Origin of the sequence: Flavobacterium pokkalii (genome assembly GCF_014596575.1) — a bacterium.
GTDB classification, from domain to species: domain Bacteria; phylum Bacteroidota; class Bacteroidia; order Flavobacteriales; family Flavobacteriaceae; genus Flavobacterium; species Flavobacterium pokkalii.
Window position 1 is genome coordinate 24,129 of sequence record NZ_NASZ01000030.1, and the last position, 17,225, is coordinate 41,353.

The window sequence follows — 17,225 nt, forward strand, 5'->3', positions numbered from 1 at the left end:
TGCTAAAATCTGTAAAATCTGCGTGCTAATTTTTTTCACCCAGATTCCGCAAATTTAAACAGCTTTTGTAATGATTAAATAAAAAAATCAATGAATACATTATTATCCATAGACAAAAGAAACGCTGTATTGACCCGAATGGCGGAACTTTTAGAACAGGAAAGAGAAGCTTTGAAAGCCATCAATCAGCAGGATTTAGCCAATTATAACGGCGAAGATTTGGCTATGGAAAAACGTTTACTCGTTGACGATGCTAAAGTGGACGGAATGATACTTTCGGTACAACAATTAGCGTCTCAGGAAGATCCTGTGGGGCAAATTCGTTATGAATTCACTCATGACAACGGCATGAGAATCAGCAATAAAACGGCTGCTTTTGGAACGATTTTGATTATTTATGAATCCCGCCCGGACGTAACCGTTGAGGCGGGAGGAATTGCTTTTAAGTCTGGAAACAAAATTTTATTGAAAGGTGGTAAAGAATCCTTGCTTTCTAACCAAAAGATTGTAAGCCTTTGGCATCAGGCTTTGGCAGAAAACGGAGTTTCTACGGACTGGGTAGAATATTTGAATTATGACAGAGTGCAAACTCAGGCTTTCTTAGAAAAACCAACGCAAAGAGTGGATTTAATCGTGCCACGCGGAGGTGAGAAACTCATCGAATTCACTAAAAAACACGCGAGTTGTCCGGTGATTGTAAGCGGTCGCGGAAATAACTTTTTATACATCAATGCCGACGCTGATTTAGACAAAGCGATGAATATTATCATCAACGGAAAAACCTCAAATATATCAGTTTGTAATGCTTTAGATAAAGTATTGATTGATGTAAATTTACCAAATTGGCAAAGCTTTGCTAATGAATTAGTAACTAAATTAAAAAGTTATAACGTTACGGTTTTAGGCGACGAAGCTATTGCAAACGCTACTCAAATTCCGACCATTGAAAATGATTTGATTTGGTACGAAGAATTTTTAGATTACAAAATTGTCATCGGAACAGTAAATTCGAATCAGGAAGCGATTGAAATGATTAATAAATATTGCGGAGGACATTCGGCTTCGATTATTACAGAAGACAAAACCATTGCGCAGGAATTTATGGAAAACATTGATGCTTCTTCGGTTTATCACAATGCCTCTACCCGATTCACTGACGGTGGACAATTTGGTTTAGGCGGTGAATTAGCCATAAGTACCGATAAATTACACCAACGCGGGCCAATTGGGTTACAGCATTTGGTAACTAACAAATGGTATATTTACGGAGAAGGACAAGTTCGTTAGTTTGCAGTGTTCGGTTGTCAGTTGTGAGTTGTCAGTTCGAGCGCAGTCGAGAATAAAAAAGATTAAATACTACTTTGTGAACCTTGTTTTATAAAGTAAAAGAAATAAAAAACTTTGTGCACTTTGCGATTAGCTTTGTGTACTTTGTGGTTAAAAAAAGCCCTTTGCGGTTAAAACAATGGCAAAAAAAAGAATTTTATTAAAATTAGGCAGTAATACTCTAACCAGGGAAACCAATCATATTTCGAGAGGAAAGATTGAGGATATTGGTATGCAAATCGCTGCTTTGAACGATGAATATGAATTTATCATTGTAAGTTCTGGAGCTATTGCTGCGGCCAAACAATTTGTAAAACTAGACAATAACGACAAAGATGTTTTTGTAAAACAGGCTTTGGCTTCTATTGGTCAGCCACATCTGATGCGGATTTACAATGAAAATTTCAAAGATTTAGGTTTACATACTTCACAATGTTTGCTTTCTTATTCAGATTTTGAAAAAGAACAAACTAAGAAAAATATCGTAAATACGATTAATGTATTAGTTAAAAACAACTACATTCCTATCATCAACGAAAATGATACCGTAGCTACTGATGAAATTAAGTTTGGTGACAACGATAAATTAGCGGCTTTAACCGCGGTTTTATTAAAAGTTGATATTCTGATTATTGCCACAAATACCGATGGTTTTTACACCAAAGAATCAATGAGCAATGGTGTTCCTAAAACTATTTTATCGGTAGAAAACCTGAAAGATTTAGAAAAAGAAATTGGTGATACAAAATCTTCTCACGGTACAGGAGGTATGCAATCTAAAATTGAAGCAGCAGCCATCGCCAAGGAAGCCCAAATAGAAACCTGGGTCGTAAATGGCTTAAATGACAATTTCATCTTAAATGCTTTGGCAAATAAAATAGCATTTACAAAAATTGTATAATTAAGTTTATATGTTTAGTCGGTTATACGGTTAAACATAATAAACAAATAACCGATTAAACAGTAAAAAAAATGAACTATATTTCAATTCAGGACATAGATAATTTGTCAGAATGGGTTCAAGACGCTCTTAAAATCAAGAAGAACCCACTTAAGAACAAGAAATTAGGAAAAGACAAAACCTTAGGGATGTTGTTTTTCAATCCAAGTTTAAGAACCCGTTTGAGTACACAAAAAGCAGCCTTAAATTTAGGGATGAATGTGATGGTAATGAACTTTACCAGCGAAGGATGGACATTAGAATTTGAAGACGGTGCGATTATGAGTCAGGGCGCTTCGGAACACATTAAAGAAGCTGCCGAAGTTGTCTCTCAATATTGTGATATTATTGCTATCAGAGCTTTTGCCGGATTAATTGATAAAGAAAAGGACAATGCCGAAATGGTTTTGGCAGGCTTTTTAAAATATGCCACAGTACCGGTTGTAAATATGGAAGGCTGTACGGGACACCCACTACAGTCTTTGGCAGATGCCATCACCATGGAAGAATTCAAAACCCCACATAGACCAAAAGTGGTTCTAACCTGGGCTCCGCACCCTAAGGCGTTACCACAGGCGGTTGCGAATTCTTTTGTAGAAATGATGCAAAAACAGAACGCTGATTTTGTAATCACACATCCGGAAGGTTACGAATTGAATCCTGAAATCACTAAAGATTCAAAAATTGAATACGATCAGGATAAAGCTTTTGAAAACGCCGATTTTATTTATGCCAAAAACTGGAGTAACTATATCGAATACGGACAAATTACTAATGCGGATACCAACTGGACTGTAACTGCTGAAAAAATGGCGTTGACAAATAACGCCAAATTCATGCACTGTTTACCGGTAAGACGTAATGTAATTGTAACCGACGAAGTTATTGACAGCGAAAATTCTATTGTTATTCAACAAGCAAATAACAGAACCTATTCGGCTCAATTAGTATTAAAGAAAATATTGAAATCTATTTCTAAAAAGAAGGTAAAGGAATAAATTGTTTTTTTAAGACGCTTTATTTTTATACTTTTTCAAGCAATAACCCAATATCATGAAACAACAACTTACAGTAATTAAAATAGGTGGAAACATCATCGACAATCCAACAGAACTGACTCAGTTTCTTTCTGATTTTTCTAAAATAGAGGGCTACAAAGTATTAGTTCACGGTGGAGGAAAATCAGCGACTAAAATGGCACAAAGCGTAGGCTTAACACCAAAAATGGTTGACGGTAGAAGAATTACCGATGCACCTATGCTGGATATTGCAGTGATGATTTATGCGGGGCAAATCAATAAAAATGTGGTGGCCGAATTACAGGCAAACGGAACAAATGCCGTAGGTTTTACCGGTGCTGATGGAAATCTTATCCTTTCGGAAAAAAGAAATCACCCTACTATTGATTATGGATTTGTGGGCGATGTCAAAAAAATCAATACGCCTTTATTGCAAAAACTAATTGAATTGGATATTACTCCGGTATTTTGTGCCATCACACACGATAAAAACGGACAATTATTAAACACCAATGCCGATACTATTGCCAGTGAATTAGCTATCGGTTTGTCGGAAGTTTTTGAAGTAACTCTAAATTATTGCTTCGAAAAACCGGGTGTTTTGTACGATGCCGAAGACGATTCTTCAGTAATTGCGCAAATAGACTCTCCTTTGTATGCCAAATTAAAAGACGAAGGTGCTATCCATTCCGGGATGATTCCTAAATTAGATAACTGTTTTAACAGTTTATCAAAAGGTGTTCAAAAAATTAAAATCGGACATCATAAAATGTTGAAAAATGCAGACGCCGTTTGCACCACCATTCAACTGTAAACCACATCATTTGATTGCAAATCAAAATGATCCCGTTTAAAAAAAATTAGAAGAAAAACTTCTAAAAAAAACTCCAAAAAGCCAACTACTTATTGGAAAAAAAACAAAAAATGAAAAACATCGAAACACTTACTCAAGAAGCAATTAATTTATTAAAAAGCCTAATTGAAACGCCTTCCTTTTCCAGTGAAGAGCAACAAACAGCGCTTTTAATAGAAAATTGGTTTAACCAAAACGGAATACCTTTCAAGAGAGAGAATAACAATGTTTGGGCATTCAATAAAAATTTTAACGAAAACAAACCAACCCTACTTTTAAATTCCCATCACGACACGGTAAGACCTAATCAGGCTTACACTAATGACCCTTTCAAAGCCATTGTAGAAGACGGAAAATTATACGGTTTGGGAAGTAATGATGCCGGAGGTTGTTTAGTTTCCCTGTTAGCAACTTTTACCCATTTTTATGCCAGTGAAAACCTGCCTTACAACATCGTAATGGTAGCTTCGGCCGAAGAAGAAAGCAGTGGTAAAAACGGATTAAACAGCGTTTTAAAGCACTTACCGGAATTAGAATGCGCTATTGTAGGCGAACCTACTTTAATGCAATTGGCCGTAGCCGAAAAAGGTTTGCTGGTTTTAGACGTAAAAGTAAAAGGAACTGCCAGCCACGCAGCACATAACAATCCGGATAATCCAATTTATAATACATTAGCAGCAATCGAATGGTTCAAAAACTACCAATTCGAAAAAATATCGGAGGTTTTAGGTCCTGTAAAAATGACCGTAACCCAAATCAATGCCGGAAAACAGCACAATGTAGTGCCTTCTGAATGTGATTTGGTTGTAGATATTCGGGTAAACGATTGTTACAACAACAAAGAAATTTTAGCCACAGTTCGTGAAAATGTAAATGCCGAAGTCAACCCGCGTTCGATGCACTTAAACGCTTCTTCTATTCCGGTTTCGCACGGATTAGTTCAGGCCGGAATTGCATTAGGTCGCACTACTTATGGTTCGCCCACGCTTTCTGATCAGTCCGTTTTAAGCTGTAAATCCTTAAAATTAGGACCTGGAGACAGTTTACGTTCGCACTCGGCTGACGAATTTATTTATCTAAACGAAATCGAAGAAGGAATCGAATTGTATATCAAAATACTTTCTGATTTCTTTAAAAATATTTAGTAGCTAATCCCGCTATTCGCTTCAATCTTTTATTTTTTAAAGAAAAAAACAAAAGGATTTTCGCTGCTATCGGGGCTAAAAAACAACTTTGCGAATCTCTTGGTGTACTCTGAGAATCTTTGCGAAACAAAAACACAGAATTATGAAACTTTGGGAAAAAGGAATACCAACAGATAAACAAATCGACTTATTTACTGTTGGAAACGATAGAGAATTAGATTTAATTTTAGCCAAACACGATGTAACCGGAAATATTGCGCAGGCAAAAATGCTTGCCAAAATTGGCTTAATTACTATTCAGGAATGCGAAGATTTACTGGGCGCATTAGCAGAAATTCTGGAAGATATTAAAGCTGGAAATTTCACTATCGAAGATTCATTTGAAGACGTACATTCAAAAGTCGAATATTTATTGACCCAAAAAGTTGGCGATGCCGGAAAAAAAATCCATACGGCCCGTTCCCGTAATGATCAGGTTTTAGTGGATATGAATTTGTACTTAAAAGAAGAAGTTTTACAATTAAAACAACAGGTAAAATCATTGTTTGATTTATTGATGGCTTCTGCTGAAAAGTACCAAAACGTATTATTGCCAGGTTATACGCATTTGCAAATTGCAATGCCAAGTTCTTTTGGAATGTGGTTTTCGGCTTATGCTGAAAGTTTAATTGATGATATGAGTATGCTGAATGCTGCTTTAAAAGTTGTCGATCAAAATCCATTGGGTTCGGCTGCTGGATACGGAAGCTCCTTCCCTATTGACCGAACTTTTACCACAAAGGAAATGGGTTTTAGTACGTTAAAGTACAATTCGGTTGCGGCACAAATGAGTCGTGGTAAATCAGAGAAAACAGTTGCTTTTGCTATGGCTAGTGTAGCAGGAACACTTGCTAAATTTGCCTACGATGTTTGTTTGTACATGAGTCAGAATTTTGATTTCATTGGTTTACCTGCCAATTTAACAACGGGTTCAAGCATCATGCCACATAAAAAGAATCCGGATGTATTTGAATTAATTCGTGGAAAATGCAACAAAATTCAGGCATTACCTTATGAGTTAACATTAATTACCAACAACTTACCAAGCGGTTACCACAGAGATTTACAACTTTTAAAAGAAGGAGTTTTCCCTGCGATTCAAAACTTAAAAGCCTGTTTGGATATAGCTATTTTTTCTATTCCGGATATCAAGGTAAAAGAAAATATTTTAGAGGATAAAAAATACGATTATCTTTTTACGGTGGATACTTTGAACGAAATGGTTACAGCAGGAATTCCTTTTAGAGATGCTTACAAAGAAGTAGCGCTGCAAATTGAAGCCGGAAATTACCAATCGCCAAAAGCAACCAAACACACACACGAAGGAAGTATCAACAACCTTTGTTTGAATGAGATTAAAGAGAAAATGAATGCTTCATATTAAATGCTAAAGGTGCTTTAAATAAGCACCTTTTTTTATACTTTATAATTTTCTTGTAAACAAAAACCTATTTATAACAATCGTTTGAATTTAAAATGTATTTTTGATAGAATCATTTACATTTTATGAAAAAATTGCATCAAAAAAGGACTCAAACACTTGTCGAACAGGACTTCATCTCACAAGAGCAAGCTTCAGAAATTAATAACTACCGAAATAGGGACTTTTTTTCACTTTACAACGAGTTAAAAATTCTACTCTATCTTTCTGTGGTAATGTTTAGTTCGGGAATGGGTATTTTAATTTATCAAAATATTGATACCATAGGACATACCGCTATCTTAAGTTTGTTATTAATTCTTATTCTCGTTAGTTTTTATTTTTGCTTCAAAAATTTTGATGGCTTCAAAAAAACAGAAACAACATTTTCTAATCCTGTCTTTGATTATTTGGTTTTAGCGGCCAATTTACTCAGTTGCATTTTTATTGGATATCTACAACTACAGTATAATACTTTTGGAACACATTATGGATTAGCGACCTTAGTCCCTACGCTGGTAAGCTTCTTTTGCGCCTATTATTTTGATAACAAAAGTTCACTTTCAATTGCTATATCAGGATTAACCGCTTATATCGGTTTAAGTATTAATCCAACAGCGATTTTAGACAATCAAATTTATGAAAATCCAGATTTGACTTATTCCGCCTTGGGATTAGGAATTCTGTTGATTCTTTGGACCATATACAGTGAAAAATCGAAGCTAAAAGAACATTTTAGCTTTATCATTCTAACATTTGCCTTACATCTTATTTCGATAGCCTGCATTGCTAATTTATTCGAAACATATTGGTTTGTTTTTGAACTAATTCTAGGTTTAAGTATCATTTATTTCTATTTCAAAAGTATTGAAAGTAAGGCATTATCGCTTTTTTTCTTTTTACATATTTATGCTTACATAGGATTCAATGTCCTTTTATTTAAAATAATAGATTTACTTTCTTCCTTCATTAATTTTGAGTTTTATATCCTGTTGGGACCAGTATACTTTGTTGGTTCTATCCTATTATTTACCAAACAAATTAAGAATTTTAATAAAAAGAATAACAAATGATAGCCTACGATAAAAATTTGCTGGACAACTCCATTTTACTTGATGAAGCAAAGGATTTAAAAAATGCTGGCTTCATTTCTAAGGAACAATTTGAAAATATTCATAGCCAACTTAGTCACTTAAAAACCAACAAAAACCTCTTAGTTAGATTAGGATTTTTTCTTTTAGGTTGTTTAATGTATTCCTCCATATGTGGAACTTTATCTTTAACTCTATTTCAATTATTTCAAAATCACTTATCGATAATATTATTAATAATTGCGCTCGTTGGTATTATTGGATTGGAATTTTTAAGTCGTGAAAATTATTTTGGTCAGGGATTAGACGATGCTTTTCTTTTTGGTTTCCTGACTTCATTGGGTGCTTTCGTTGGTAGTTCTACTAATGGAGAGGAATTGCTGGTTGCTTTGGTACTTACTTTAGCTGCTATTATTACTTACCTACGTTATTTGCATCTTTCGTCAGCATTGATTGCTTGCATTGCAGCAACTGCTACTATAGCTTACACTTCATTTGAAATAGGTGAAATTACAAAATCTTTATTACCTTTCATTATGATGTTATTTGCCAATATTGGGTATTGGTTAAGTAAAGGAACTCTAGAAAAGACCAAAAACAATTACTACTATAAAGGTTTAAAACTTGCAAACAACTACTGCCTAATCCTATTTTATTTAGCCGGTAATTACTTAGTTGTTAGAGAATTATCAATCATATTATTAGGAACCGAAACACCTAAAGGTCAAGATATTACATTTGCTCCTTTCTTTTATATTTTTACTTTTTTTGTACCTGTAGCCTATATTTTGAACGGACTTAGAACAAGAAATCGAATAATGCTTTGGATTGGAGTACTAGCGTTAACATTTTCTATCTATAGTATTCGGTATTATTACGCGTTGCTCCCCCTAGAAATTGCGCTAACTATTGGAGGAATTATAGTTTTCTTTTTTAGTTATTTTACAATAGAAAGAATTAAAGAAAAGGAATTGGGTATTACTTTTAAAATAGACCGATTTTTAAATTCAAATACCCTTGCAAATGCCGAGATACTAATTACCGCTACGCAAATGAGTATAAAACCAACAGCTGTTGATGGATCTAAAATGAAATTTGGAGGCGGTGATTTTAGCGGCGGTGGTTCAAGTGGGAATTTTTAAACTAAGTCAAGAGAAAAGCCACGAATTCACGAATTAAAATATCATAATTCGTGAATTCGTGGCTTCTTATTTTTATTAATTGGATTACACTACTTCTTCAAGAACTGAAGCATCAATATCCGAATGTGAAGCATCATAAACCGATTTTCCGTCTTTAATTACCAAAATTTGTGGTGACTGATGTTGTACCTGAAAACGATTGGCAATTTCATTTGAAATTTCGCGATAGTTTAATAAATCCAAAAAATAAGGTGTAACTTTATCCTGTAAAGCAAATTCATTTTCAAATTGCTTCAGAGCCATTCTACTGATACTGCATCGGGTACTGTGTTTAAAAATAACCGCTGGTTTCTCATTCGAATTAAACATAATTTCAGCTAACTGATCCAAATCGGTTAGTTTTTCCCAATTAATTTTAGGTTCCTGTTGTTTTGGAGTTTCATCACTCCCGAAGATATTTTTAAAAAAACTCATAATTTGACTTATTTTATGACTTTTTGACATTTAAAACTGATAAAAATCATGGTTTTCACGCCGTTTTGTCTTTAAATTTGATATGGAATATAATTTGTCCCAACGCTTGCAAAGGTAAGTAATAAGTTTAAATCCAAATCTATAAAAAATATGAACATTAATAAATTTACAATCAAATCGCAGGAAGCTATTCAGCTTTCTCAGCAATTGGCACAACGTTTTGGCCAACAACAAATTGAAAACGAACACATTTTCAAAGCTATTTTCGAAGTAGATGAAAATGTGGCACCTTTCATTTTGAAAAAACTCAACGTCAATGTACCGTTGTTTTTACAGGTCTTAGACAGCACGATTCAAAGTTTTCCTAAAGTTTCCGGTGGCGATGTAATGCTTTCCAGAGAAGCTAATAAAGCTCTGACTGAAGCAGAAATTATTGCACAAAAAATGAACGATGAATATGTTTCCATCGAACATTTAATTCTGGCTATTTTTGCCTCCAAATCTAAAGTTGCTCAAATCTTAAAAGATCAGGGCGTTACTGAAAAAGGATTGAAAGCAGCCATTGAAGAATTGCGTAAAGGCGAAAGAGTAACCTCTGCCTCTGCCGAAGAAACCTATAATTCACTGAATAAATACGCTAAAAACCTAAACGAACTGGCGCGTAGCGGGAAACTGGATCCTGTTATTGGCCGTGATGAAGAAATTCGTCGTGTGTTGCAAATTTTGACTCGTCGAACCAAAAACAACCCAATGTTGGTTGGTGAACCGGGTGTAGGTAAAACCGCTATTGCCGAAGGTTTGGCACATCGTATTGTAGATGGTGACGTACCAGAAAATCTAAAGGAAAAAATTGTGTACTCACTCGATATGGGAGCTTTGATTGCCGGAGCCAAATACAAAGGAGAATTTGAAGAACGTTTGAAATCGGTGGTAAAAGAAGTCACTTCTGCCGAGGGAGATATTGTTTTATTCATTGACGAAATCCACACACTCGTTGGTGCCGGAGGTGGCGAAGGTGCCATGGATGCGGCTAATATTTTAAAACCGGCTTTGGCACGTGGAGAATTGAGAGCTATCGGTGCAACGACTTTGGACGAATACCAAAAATACTTTGAAAAAGACAAAGCCTTAGAAAGACGTTTCCAAAAAGTATTGATTGACGAACCGGACACCGAAAGTGCCATTTCGATTTTGCGTGGAATCAAAGAAAAATACGAAACACATCATCAGGTACAAATCAAAGATGAGGCAATTATTGCAGCCGTTGAATTATCACAACGCTACATTACCAATCGTTTTTTACCGGATAAAGCCATTGATTTAATGGACGAGGCAGCTTCCAAAATTCGTATGGAAATCAATTCAAAACCGGAAGAATTAGATGTTTTGGATCGAAAAGTAATGCAGTTGGAAATCGAAATCGAAGCCATCAAACGCGAAAAAGACGAAGCCAAACTCAAAATTCTTGGTTTGGAATTGGCCAATTTAAAAGAAGATCGCAATAAAATATTTGTCAAATGGAAATCAGAAAAAGACATCGTTGATAACATTCAGGCAGAGAAAGCCCAAATTGAAAATCTAAAATACGAAGCCGAACGTGCCGAGCGTGAAGGTGATTACGGAAAAGTTGCTGAAATCCGTTATGGACGCATCAAAGAAGCGCAGGAACAACTGGATGCATTACTTAAAGAATTACAGGAAAACCAACATGGTAATTCCTTGATTAAAGAAGAAGTAAATCGTGAAGATATTGCTGAAGTAGTGGCTAAATGGACCGGAATTCCGGTGGTGAAAATGTTGCAGGGAGAAAGAGAAAAACTCCTGCATCTGGAAGAAGAATTGCACCGTCGTGTGGTAGGTCAGGAAGAAGCTATTGAAGCCGTGAGTGATGCCGTTCGCCGTAGTCGTGCCGGATTGCAGGATATGAAAAAACCGGTTGGTACTTTCTTATTCCTGGGTACAACCGGTGTAGGTAAAACCGAATTAGCCAAAGCTCTGGCCGAATATCTATTTGACGATGAAAATGCCATGACCCGTATCGATATGAGTGAATACCAGGAACGTCATGCCGTAAGCCGTTTAGTAGGTGCGCCTCCGGGATATGTGGGTTATGATGAAGGGGGGCAATTGACCGAAGCTGTTCGTAGAAAACCGTATTCGGTAATTCTTTTGGACGAAATTGAAAAAGCCCATCCAGATACGTTTAATATACTGTTACAGGTATTGGATGAAGGACGTTTGACTGATAACAAAGGAAGATTGGCCGATTTTAAAAACTCCATTATCATCATGACTTCTAATATGGGAAGCCAGATTATTCAGGAGAAATTCGAGAACCTTAAAAGCGGAATCGAAGCAGCAACCGAGGCAGCCAAAGTAGAAGTGCTAGGCTTGTTGAAACAAACGGTTCGTCCGGAATTCATCAACCGTATTGATGAAATTGTGATGTTTACGCCGTTGACCAATGCGAATATTGCTCAAATTGTAGGCTTACAATTGAAGTCGGTAACTAAAATGCTGGCACAACAAGGCATTACTATGGATGCTACTCCGCAAGCCATCGAGTACCTTTCTGAAAAAGGATTTGACCCGCAGTTTGGTGCCCGTCCTGTAAAACGTGTGATTCAAAGAGAAGTCTTGAACCAATTGTCTAAGGAAATCCTGTCCGGCAAAATCACAACCGACAGTATCATACTTTTAGACGCTTTTGACGGCCAATTGGTTTTCAGAAACCAAAGCGAAAAAGCCGAAGTGTAAGTCATTGCGAGGAACGAAGCAATCTCACTAAGTTTTGAGCTACTAGCCTTTAATCGTGAGATTGCCGCGCTATCGCTCGCAATAACAAACTCCTAAAAACACCAGTCCTAACCGATTGGTGTTTTTTTTTATTTAGGAGCATAACGATAGCTTTCTATAAGTACTTCCCTCCTGCTGTACGCTGTATCTATTTTGTCCACTGTCGCTACCACATGAGGATGCCGCTTCCATCAGGGCTAGAAAGAACTTTTATTATTCTTAAAAACGTATCAAAAATTATCTTACAAATAAAAAACTCTTATATGAATTTGTAAAAAAAAACAAATATATTAGCTAAATAAACAACAGCATCATTTATAGCACAAAACCGCCCAATTTTGGATAGATTGGACCTTTTATGGCACCTATAAAAGAGTTAGTAACAATCGTCCCTCAAGACAACAAATCATCATTTATAGTATGATAATATATAAACTTTACTCACTCAATTCAGAACGTTTTATTGAACATAATCAAGAATATTTTTTAAATCTTTTAGAAATTATAAGAGAGCAAACTTTTTTAAGTTCAACAATAGACGGAATAATTTTCACAGATGATATTCATGGTGAAATTAAACGCTATTGCGAAGAAAGCTTTAACACACAATATTTGACAATAGGAAGAGAATTTAAATCAATAGCAAAAACAATAAATATTGATGGAAAGAAAAAAGTTTTTTTTGATGCAATAAATATTAACGTTTGGTCAAAATATACTTCTCAAATTTTTATTGAACAATTATTAGAAATTTATGCAGATGATTTAATTTCAAATATTTATCCCATTCCACAACAATATCTACCTGAAACACCTTTTAAAGAAGTAATAAAAATTCATTTTTCCCAATGGGCAACGAAGGTAATTTGTAACACTTTAGAAAAAAGTTTTACCATAGACGAAACATTTAAGCAAGATACCTCTAAAATTTTTATAGATTCTTTTAAAAGAAATATTAAAAAATACCATTTTGAATTTCAAAAGGATAATAATATAGATAACTTTTGGATTAAATCTATGAAAGAAATTGATTTTTTAATTCGTAGATGTTTAGATGTCAAATTTGATGGTGGAAAATTCGATGACTCTAATGATTTCAATGATAATATAAATACAATTTTATCAGAGATTGAAGATCTAACTAAATTGTTATTAAAACAAAAAGAATTAGATTTTACAATTATAGAAAATGAAATTGCTTCAATATTTGAGAAGTGTTTCATTAAAGTATCATTAAATCAACGTATGGAAGTAAAAATTATTGATACTCCAAAAAAATTATTCAAAAATAATTTAGTAGATACAGAACAAAGAATTGTAGCTTTTATTGATATACTTGGATTCACTTCGATCATAGAAGAATATGATTCCGATGAAAGTTCAAATATTTTAAATGAGCTTCACGATACTTTAGAAATTGCAATTAAAGTTTCAATCGAAAATATGATTGATTCCAAAGTACAAACCGATGTTAAAGAATTTTTAGAATACAGAATGTTTTCCGACTGCCTCTGTATTTCACTTCCTTTTATTGAATATGGAAATGATTTTCATATTCAATTTCACTCATTATCAAGTATTGTAAAAGCTTATCAACTTTCAATGATGCAAAAAGGATTTTTTGTAAGAGGAGGTATCTCAATTGGTAGTTTTTACGCAGATAATAATATGATTTTTTCAGGTGGTTTGGTAAAAGCTTACAAACTTGAACAAACAGCTTTTTATCCAATCATTGCGATTGATGACAATGTTATTGAAAGACTTAAGCATAATTTTGAAGAAAATGAAAAGGGTCTTTTCATAAAAGAAACTATGTTAACTTTTAAAAATAATCAATCTAAAATATTTTTAAATCCTTTTGACTTTCTTGATAATTCAAATAAATATTTAGATTATTTAAATTCTACTCTTGAAAATTTAATAATTAATGACGATGATAATGATCCTTTGACTAAAATGACAAATTCAATTTTGAAAATGACATCTTCACTAACTAAGCCCATTTTTGAACAAGCAAAATTAAGTATGAATCCAGAAGTAATTAATAAAGGAAAAGAAGATATATTAAAAATAATACAATTTCAAATAGAGAAACATCAAAATATTAAAGAAAATAATAGCAATGAAAAAACATTGAAAGAAGCTGAAAAAATAATTTCAAAATATAATTTCCTAAAGGATTTTACACTTTGGTCAATGGGAAAAACGGAATTAGGTTTATTCAATTATTACAAATTTGAAGAATAAATACCCCAGCTCTGCGAAGCCTTTTGATCCCAATAGCGCGGAAATGCTTTCCGTGCCCGCAACAGTGAGTAAATAATAGCAACAAGCCTAAATCTTACGGAGATGCTTCCTTCGTCAGCATGACAAGATTGACGCAATTGATTACTACTTAGCCTGTATTTTTAAAATTGATAAGCAATAAACTTTTAAAATAATTACCTTTAGTAAAAACGAAATCATGCTTATATCCATCATTCCTAAACTACCCATGCGGGATAAAACCGCATCCAAAAGTTATTACATTGACCAATTAGCTTTTACTGAAATTGGGGATTTTGGTGATTATTTACTGCTTAAAAAAGACAACATCGAAATTCATTTTTTTGAATTCAAAGAGTTAAAACCGGAAGACAATTACGGGCAGGTTTATATTCGTACCCAAGACATTGAGGACTTTTACCAATCTTTACTGGATAAAAAAGTCCTTATTCATCCTAATGCGCCTTTGCAAAACAAACCCTGGGGACAAAAAGAGTTTGCTCTACTCGATTCGGACAATAATTTATTGACTTTTGGCGAAAGCATAACTTAAAATTTCATCTGTTATAATCTGCTAAATCTGCGTGCCAATAAAACCTTTTACTACAATACACATAAATACCTTAAATTTGCAGGAACTCAATTTAGAAAAATAGAACAATGAACATTTTAGAATTAATTCAAAAAAGATATACTGCCAAACATTACCAATCCGACAAAGCGATTCCACAGGATAAGATAGAAGATTTAAAAGAAATTTTGCGCCTTACACCTTCTTCCATTAACATTCAGCCGTGGAAATTTACCTTTGTGCAAAATCCGGAAATGAAAGCAAAACTGGCTTCGGTTTCGATGCACAATACCGAAAAAATCAATCAGGCGCATTTATTAGTAATTTTTTCTGTGGCAGATGATTTAGATGCTTTTCAAAAAGTTGTTGATGCCGAATTACCGGCAGCCCGCAGAGACTGGTACAACAAAATCAAAGCCAGTACTCCGGAAGCCGATTTAAAAACATGGTTCGCCAAACAAGTTTATATTGCGCTGGGTGTAGGTTTGACTGCAAGTATTGCTCTAGGATTAGATTCAACTGCGATGGAAGGAATCGAATCCGACAAATACAGCGACATCTTAGGAATGAGCGATTACAAACCTTTATTTGCTATGGCGGTGGGTTATGGTGCTGAAGATGATTTTAACCGTATCGAAGTAACTCCTAAATCAAGAAGAGCATTAGAAAGTGTGATTGACAGCATTTAATTTCAATGGCAATAGCAATAGCAATGACAATGAAAATAGCATTTTCAACAAACAATAAACAACAAACCCCAAACTATTAAATGGCATCAGGAATTTTTGCATTATTAGATGATATAGCTGCACTTTTGGACGATGTGGCTGTAATGAGTAAAGTAGCGGCTAAAAAAACAGCCGGAATTTTAGGCGACGATTTGGCTGTAAATGCCGAAAAAGCCTCCGGATTTGCATCCTCCAGAGAATTACCCGTTTTATGGGCAATTTCTAAAGGCTCACTGCTTAACAAAATAATTATACTTCCCATAGCCTTTTTACTCAGTGCCTTCTCGCCTATGGCAATTATTGTCATTTTGGTTTTGGGCGGACTCTATCTGGCTTATGAAGGTGCCGAAAAAATATACGAATTCTTTTTTCCTCATCATCACGACAAAATAACCATCACTGATAAAACTTTTACCGAAGAAGAAATTTTAACTATTGAAAAAGACAAAATCAAGTCGGCTATTATCACTGATTTTATTCTATCGGTCGAGATTGTCATTATTGCTTTAGGAACGGTCATTGAAGAAACTTTATCGAAACAAATAGTAGTGGTTTCTATCATTGCTTTACTGGCTACGGTGGGCGTTTATGGTATTGTGGCTTTGATTGTTCGTATGGATGAAACCGGTTTCAAACTAATAGCCATGAGTACCAAAGAAAACAGCATTACCAAATCTATTGGAAAAATACTAGTTCAGGCTTTACCGAAAGTTATTAAAAGTTTAGCTATCATCGGGACTATTGCACTGATTTTGGTTGCCGGAGGAATTTTTGTTCACAACATCGAATATTTACATCATTTAGCACCACAATTACCGGCTATCATTAAAGAGTTTGGTATCGGACTTTTATTTGGTTTTATAACTTTAGGAGTTGTAACTTTTTTCAAAAAAATTATAAAAAAATAATTCCACAAAACATTTTTAGTTCATTAATAAACAACAGATTAACACCCTGTTTCAACACAACAGCTTTTATTTTTTCGTAACTTAGTACTTTCACAAAAAAAACAGTACGTTAATTCTAAATCTAAAAGCAATGCCAAAGTATGTTATTGAAAGAGAAATTCCCGAAGCCGGGAAATTAACTCCTGAACAGCTCAAAGCAATTTCACAAACCTCTTGTGAAGTATTGCTTAAAATGGGTTCTGAAATTCAATGGGTTCACAGTTATGTAACAGATAATAAAATCTATTGTGTTTACAACGCACCAAATGAAGAAATGATTCTTGAACACGCCAAACAAGGCGGATTTCCAGCTAATTCCATCAGTAAGGTTTCCACAATCATCGATCCCGTCACCGCAGAATAAAAGTAAAAACAAAAGAAGCCGTCTCAAAACATAATTTGAGGCGGTTTTTTCATTTCAGTCTATTTGGTTTGATTTTTACTTCTGCTGAAAAAAACTAAAATTGTC

General features: G+C 34.5%; 15 protein-coding genes. 14 read left to right on the forward strand and 1 reads right to left on the reverse strand.

All coding sequences use genetic code 11. The annotated features are described in order from the left end of the window. The first annotated feature begins 90 nt into the window (after window positions 1–90). The 8 genes from B6A10_RS15095 (at window position 91) to B6A10_RS15130 (ending at window position 8,975) form a co-directional block, all read left to right on the forward strand. Entirely contained in the window at window positions 91–1,287 is a 1,197-nt protein-coding gene (locus B6A10_RS15095) for a glutamate-5-semialdehyde dehydrogenase (protein WP_188221518.1), read from the forward strand. Between the two features lie 178 nt (window positions 1,288–1,465). Beyond that, window positions 1,466–2,227, forward strand: a complete 762-nt coding sequence (proB, locus tag B6A10_RS15100; protein ID WP_188221519.1) for a glutamate 5-kinase — start codon at window positions 1,466–1,468, stop codon at window positions 2,225–2,227. 71 nt (window positions 2,228–2,298) lie between these two features. After that, complete coding sequence (locus B6A10_RS15105; RefSeq protein ID WP_188221520.1) at window positions 2,299–3,264, forward strand: N-acetylornithine carbamoyltransferase; 966 nt, start codon at window positions 2,299–2,301, stop codon at window positions 3,262–3,264. A gap of 55 nt (window positions 3,265–3,319) precedes the next feature. Next, entirely contained in the window at window positions 3,320–4,099 is a 780-nt protein-coding gene (argB, locus tag B6A10_RS15110) for an acetylglutamate kinase (protein WP_055090931.1), read from the forward strand. A gap of 110 nt (window positions 4,100–4,209) precedes the next feature. Further along, window positions 4,210–5,283, forward strand: coding sequence for a M20 family metallo-hydrolase (locus B6A10_RS15115; protein ID WP_055091205.1), 1,074 nt, complete (start codon window positions 4,210–4,212; stop codon window positions 5,281–5,283). Window positions 5,284–5,425: 142 nt separating this feature from the next. Next, window positions 5,426–6,706, forward strand: coding sequence for an argininosuccinate lyase (gene argH, locus B6A10_RS15120; RefSeq protein WP_188221521.1), 1,281 nt, complete (start codon window positions 5,426–5,428; stop codon window positions 6,704–6,706). A 122-nt stretch (window positions 6,707–6,828) separates the two neighbouring features. After that, the gene (locus B6A10_RS15125; protein ID WP_188221522.1) at window positions 6,829–7,815 is read left to right on the forward strand and encodes a DUF2157 domain-containing protein; all 987 of its coding nucleotides are present in this window, start codon (window positions 6,829–6,831) and stop codon (window positions 7,813–7,815) included. Then, window positions 7,812–8,975 (forward strand): hypothetical protein, encoded by a 1,164-nt coding sequence (locus B6A10_RS15130; RefSeq protein ID WP_188221523.1) that lies wholly within the window; start codon window positions 7,812–7,814, stop codon window positions 8,973–8,975. Before B6A10_RS15125 ends, B6A10_RS15130 begins: the two co-directional genes overlap by 4 nt. An 84-nt stretch (window positions 8,976–9,059) precedes the next feature. On the opposite strand, the gene ytxJ is transcribed toward B6A10_RS15130, so the two are convergent. Next, window positions 9,060–9,449, reverse strand: a complete 390-nt coding sequence (ytxJ, locus tag B6A10_RS15135; protein ID WP_055091206.1) for a bacillithiol system redox-active protein YtxJ — start codon at window positions 9,447–9,449, stop codon at window positions 9,060–9,062. A gap of 150 nt (window positions 9,450–9,599) precedes the next feature. Between ytxJ and clpB the strand changes: the two genes are divergently transcribed. The 6 genes from clpB to B6A10_RS15165 all read left to right on the forward strand — a co-directional run bounded on the left by clpB (window position 9,600) and on the right by B6A10_RS15165 (window position 17,120). Further along, the gene (clpB, locus tag B6A10_RS15140; RefSeq protein WP_188221524.1) at window positions 9,600–12,206 is read left to right on the forward strand and encodes an ATP-dependent chaperone ClpB; all 2,607 of its coding nucleotides are present in this window, start codon (window positions 9,600–9,602) and stop codon (window positions 12,204–12,206) included. Window positions 12,207–12,665: 459 nt separating this feature from the next. After that, window positions 12,666–14,492, forward strand: a complete 1,827-nt coding sequence (locus tag B6A10_RS15145) for a hypothetical protein (protein ID WP_188221525.1) — start codon at window positions 12,666–12,668, stop codon at window positions 14,490–14,492. Window positions 14,493–14,709: 217 nt separating this feature from the next. Then, window positions 14,710–15,063 carry a bleomycin resistance protein gene (locus B6A10_RS15150; RefSeq protein ID WP_188221526.1) on the forward strand — a complete coding sequence of 118 codons (354 nt, stop codon included), beginning with the start codon at window positions 14,710–14,712 and terminating at the stop codon, window positions 15,061–15,063. Between the two features lie 107 nt (window positions 15,064–15,170). Next, a complete protein-coding gene (locus B6A10_RS15155) occupies window positions 15,171–15,770 on the forward strand; it encodes a nitroreductase family protein (protein ID WP_188221527.1) in 600 nt (199 codons plus the stop codon). Window positions 15,771–15,850: 80 nt separating this feature from the next. Beyond that, on the forward strand, window positions 15,851–16,717 hold the full coding sequence (locus tag B6A10_RS15160) for a DUF808 domain-containing protein (RefSeq protein WP_188221528.1): 867 nt from the start codon (window positions 15,851–15,853) through the stop codon (window positions 16,715–16,717). Between the two features lie 130 nt (window positions 16,718–16,847). Continuing rightward, a complete protein-coding gene (locus B6A10_RS15165; RefSeq protein ID WP_188221529.1) occupies window positions 16,848–17,120 on the forward strand; it encodes a DUF4242 domain-containing protein in 273 nt (90 codons plus the stop codon). Window positions 17,121–17,225 lie beyond the last annotated feature (105 nt).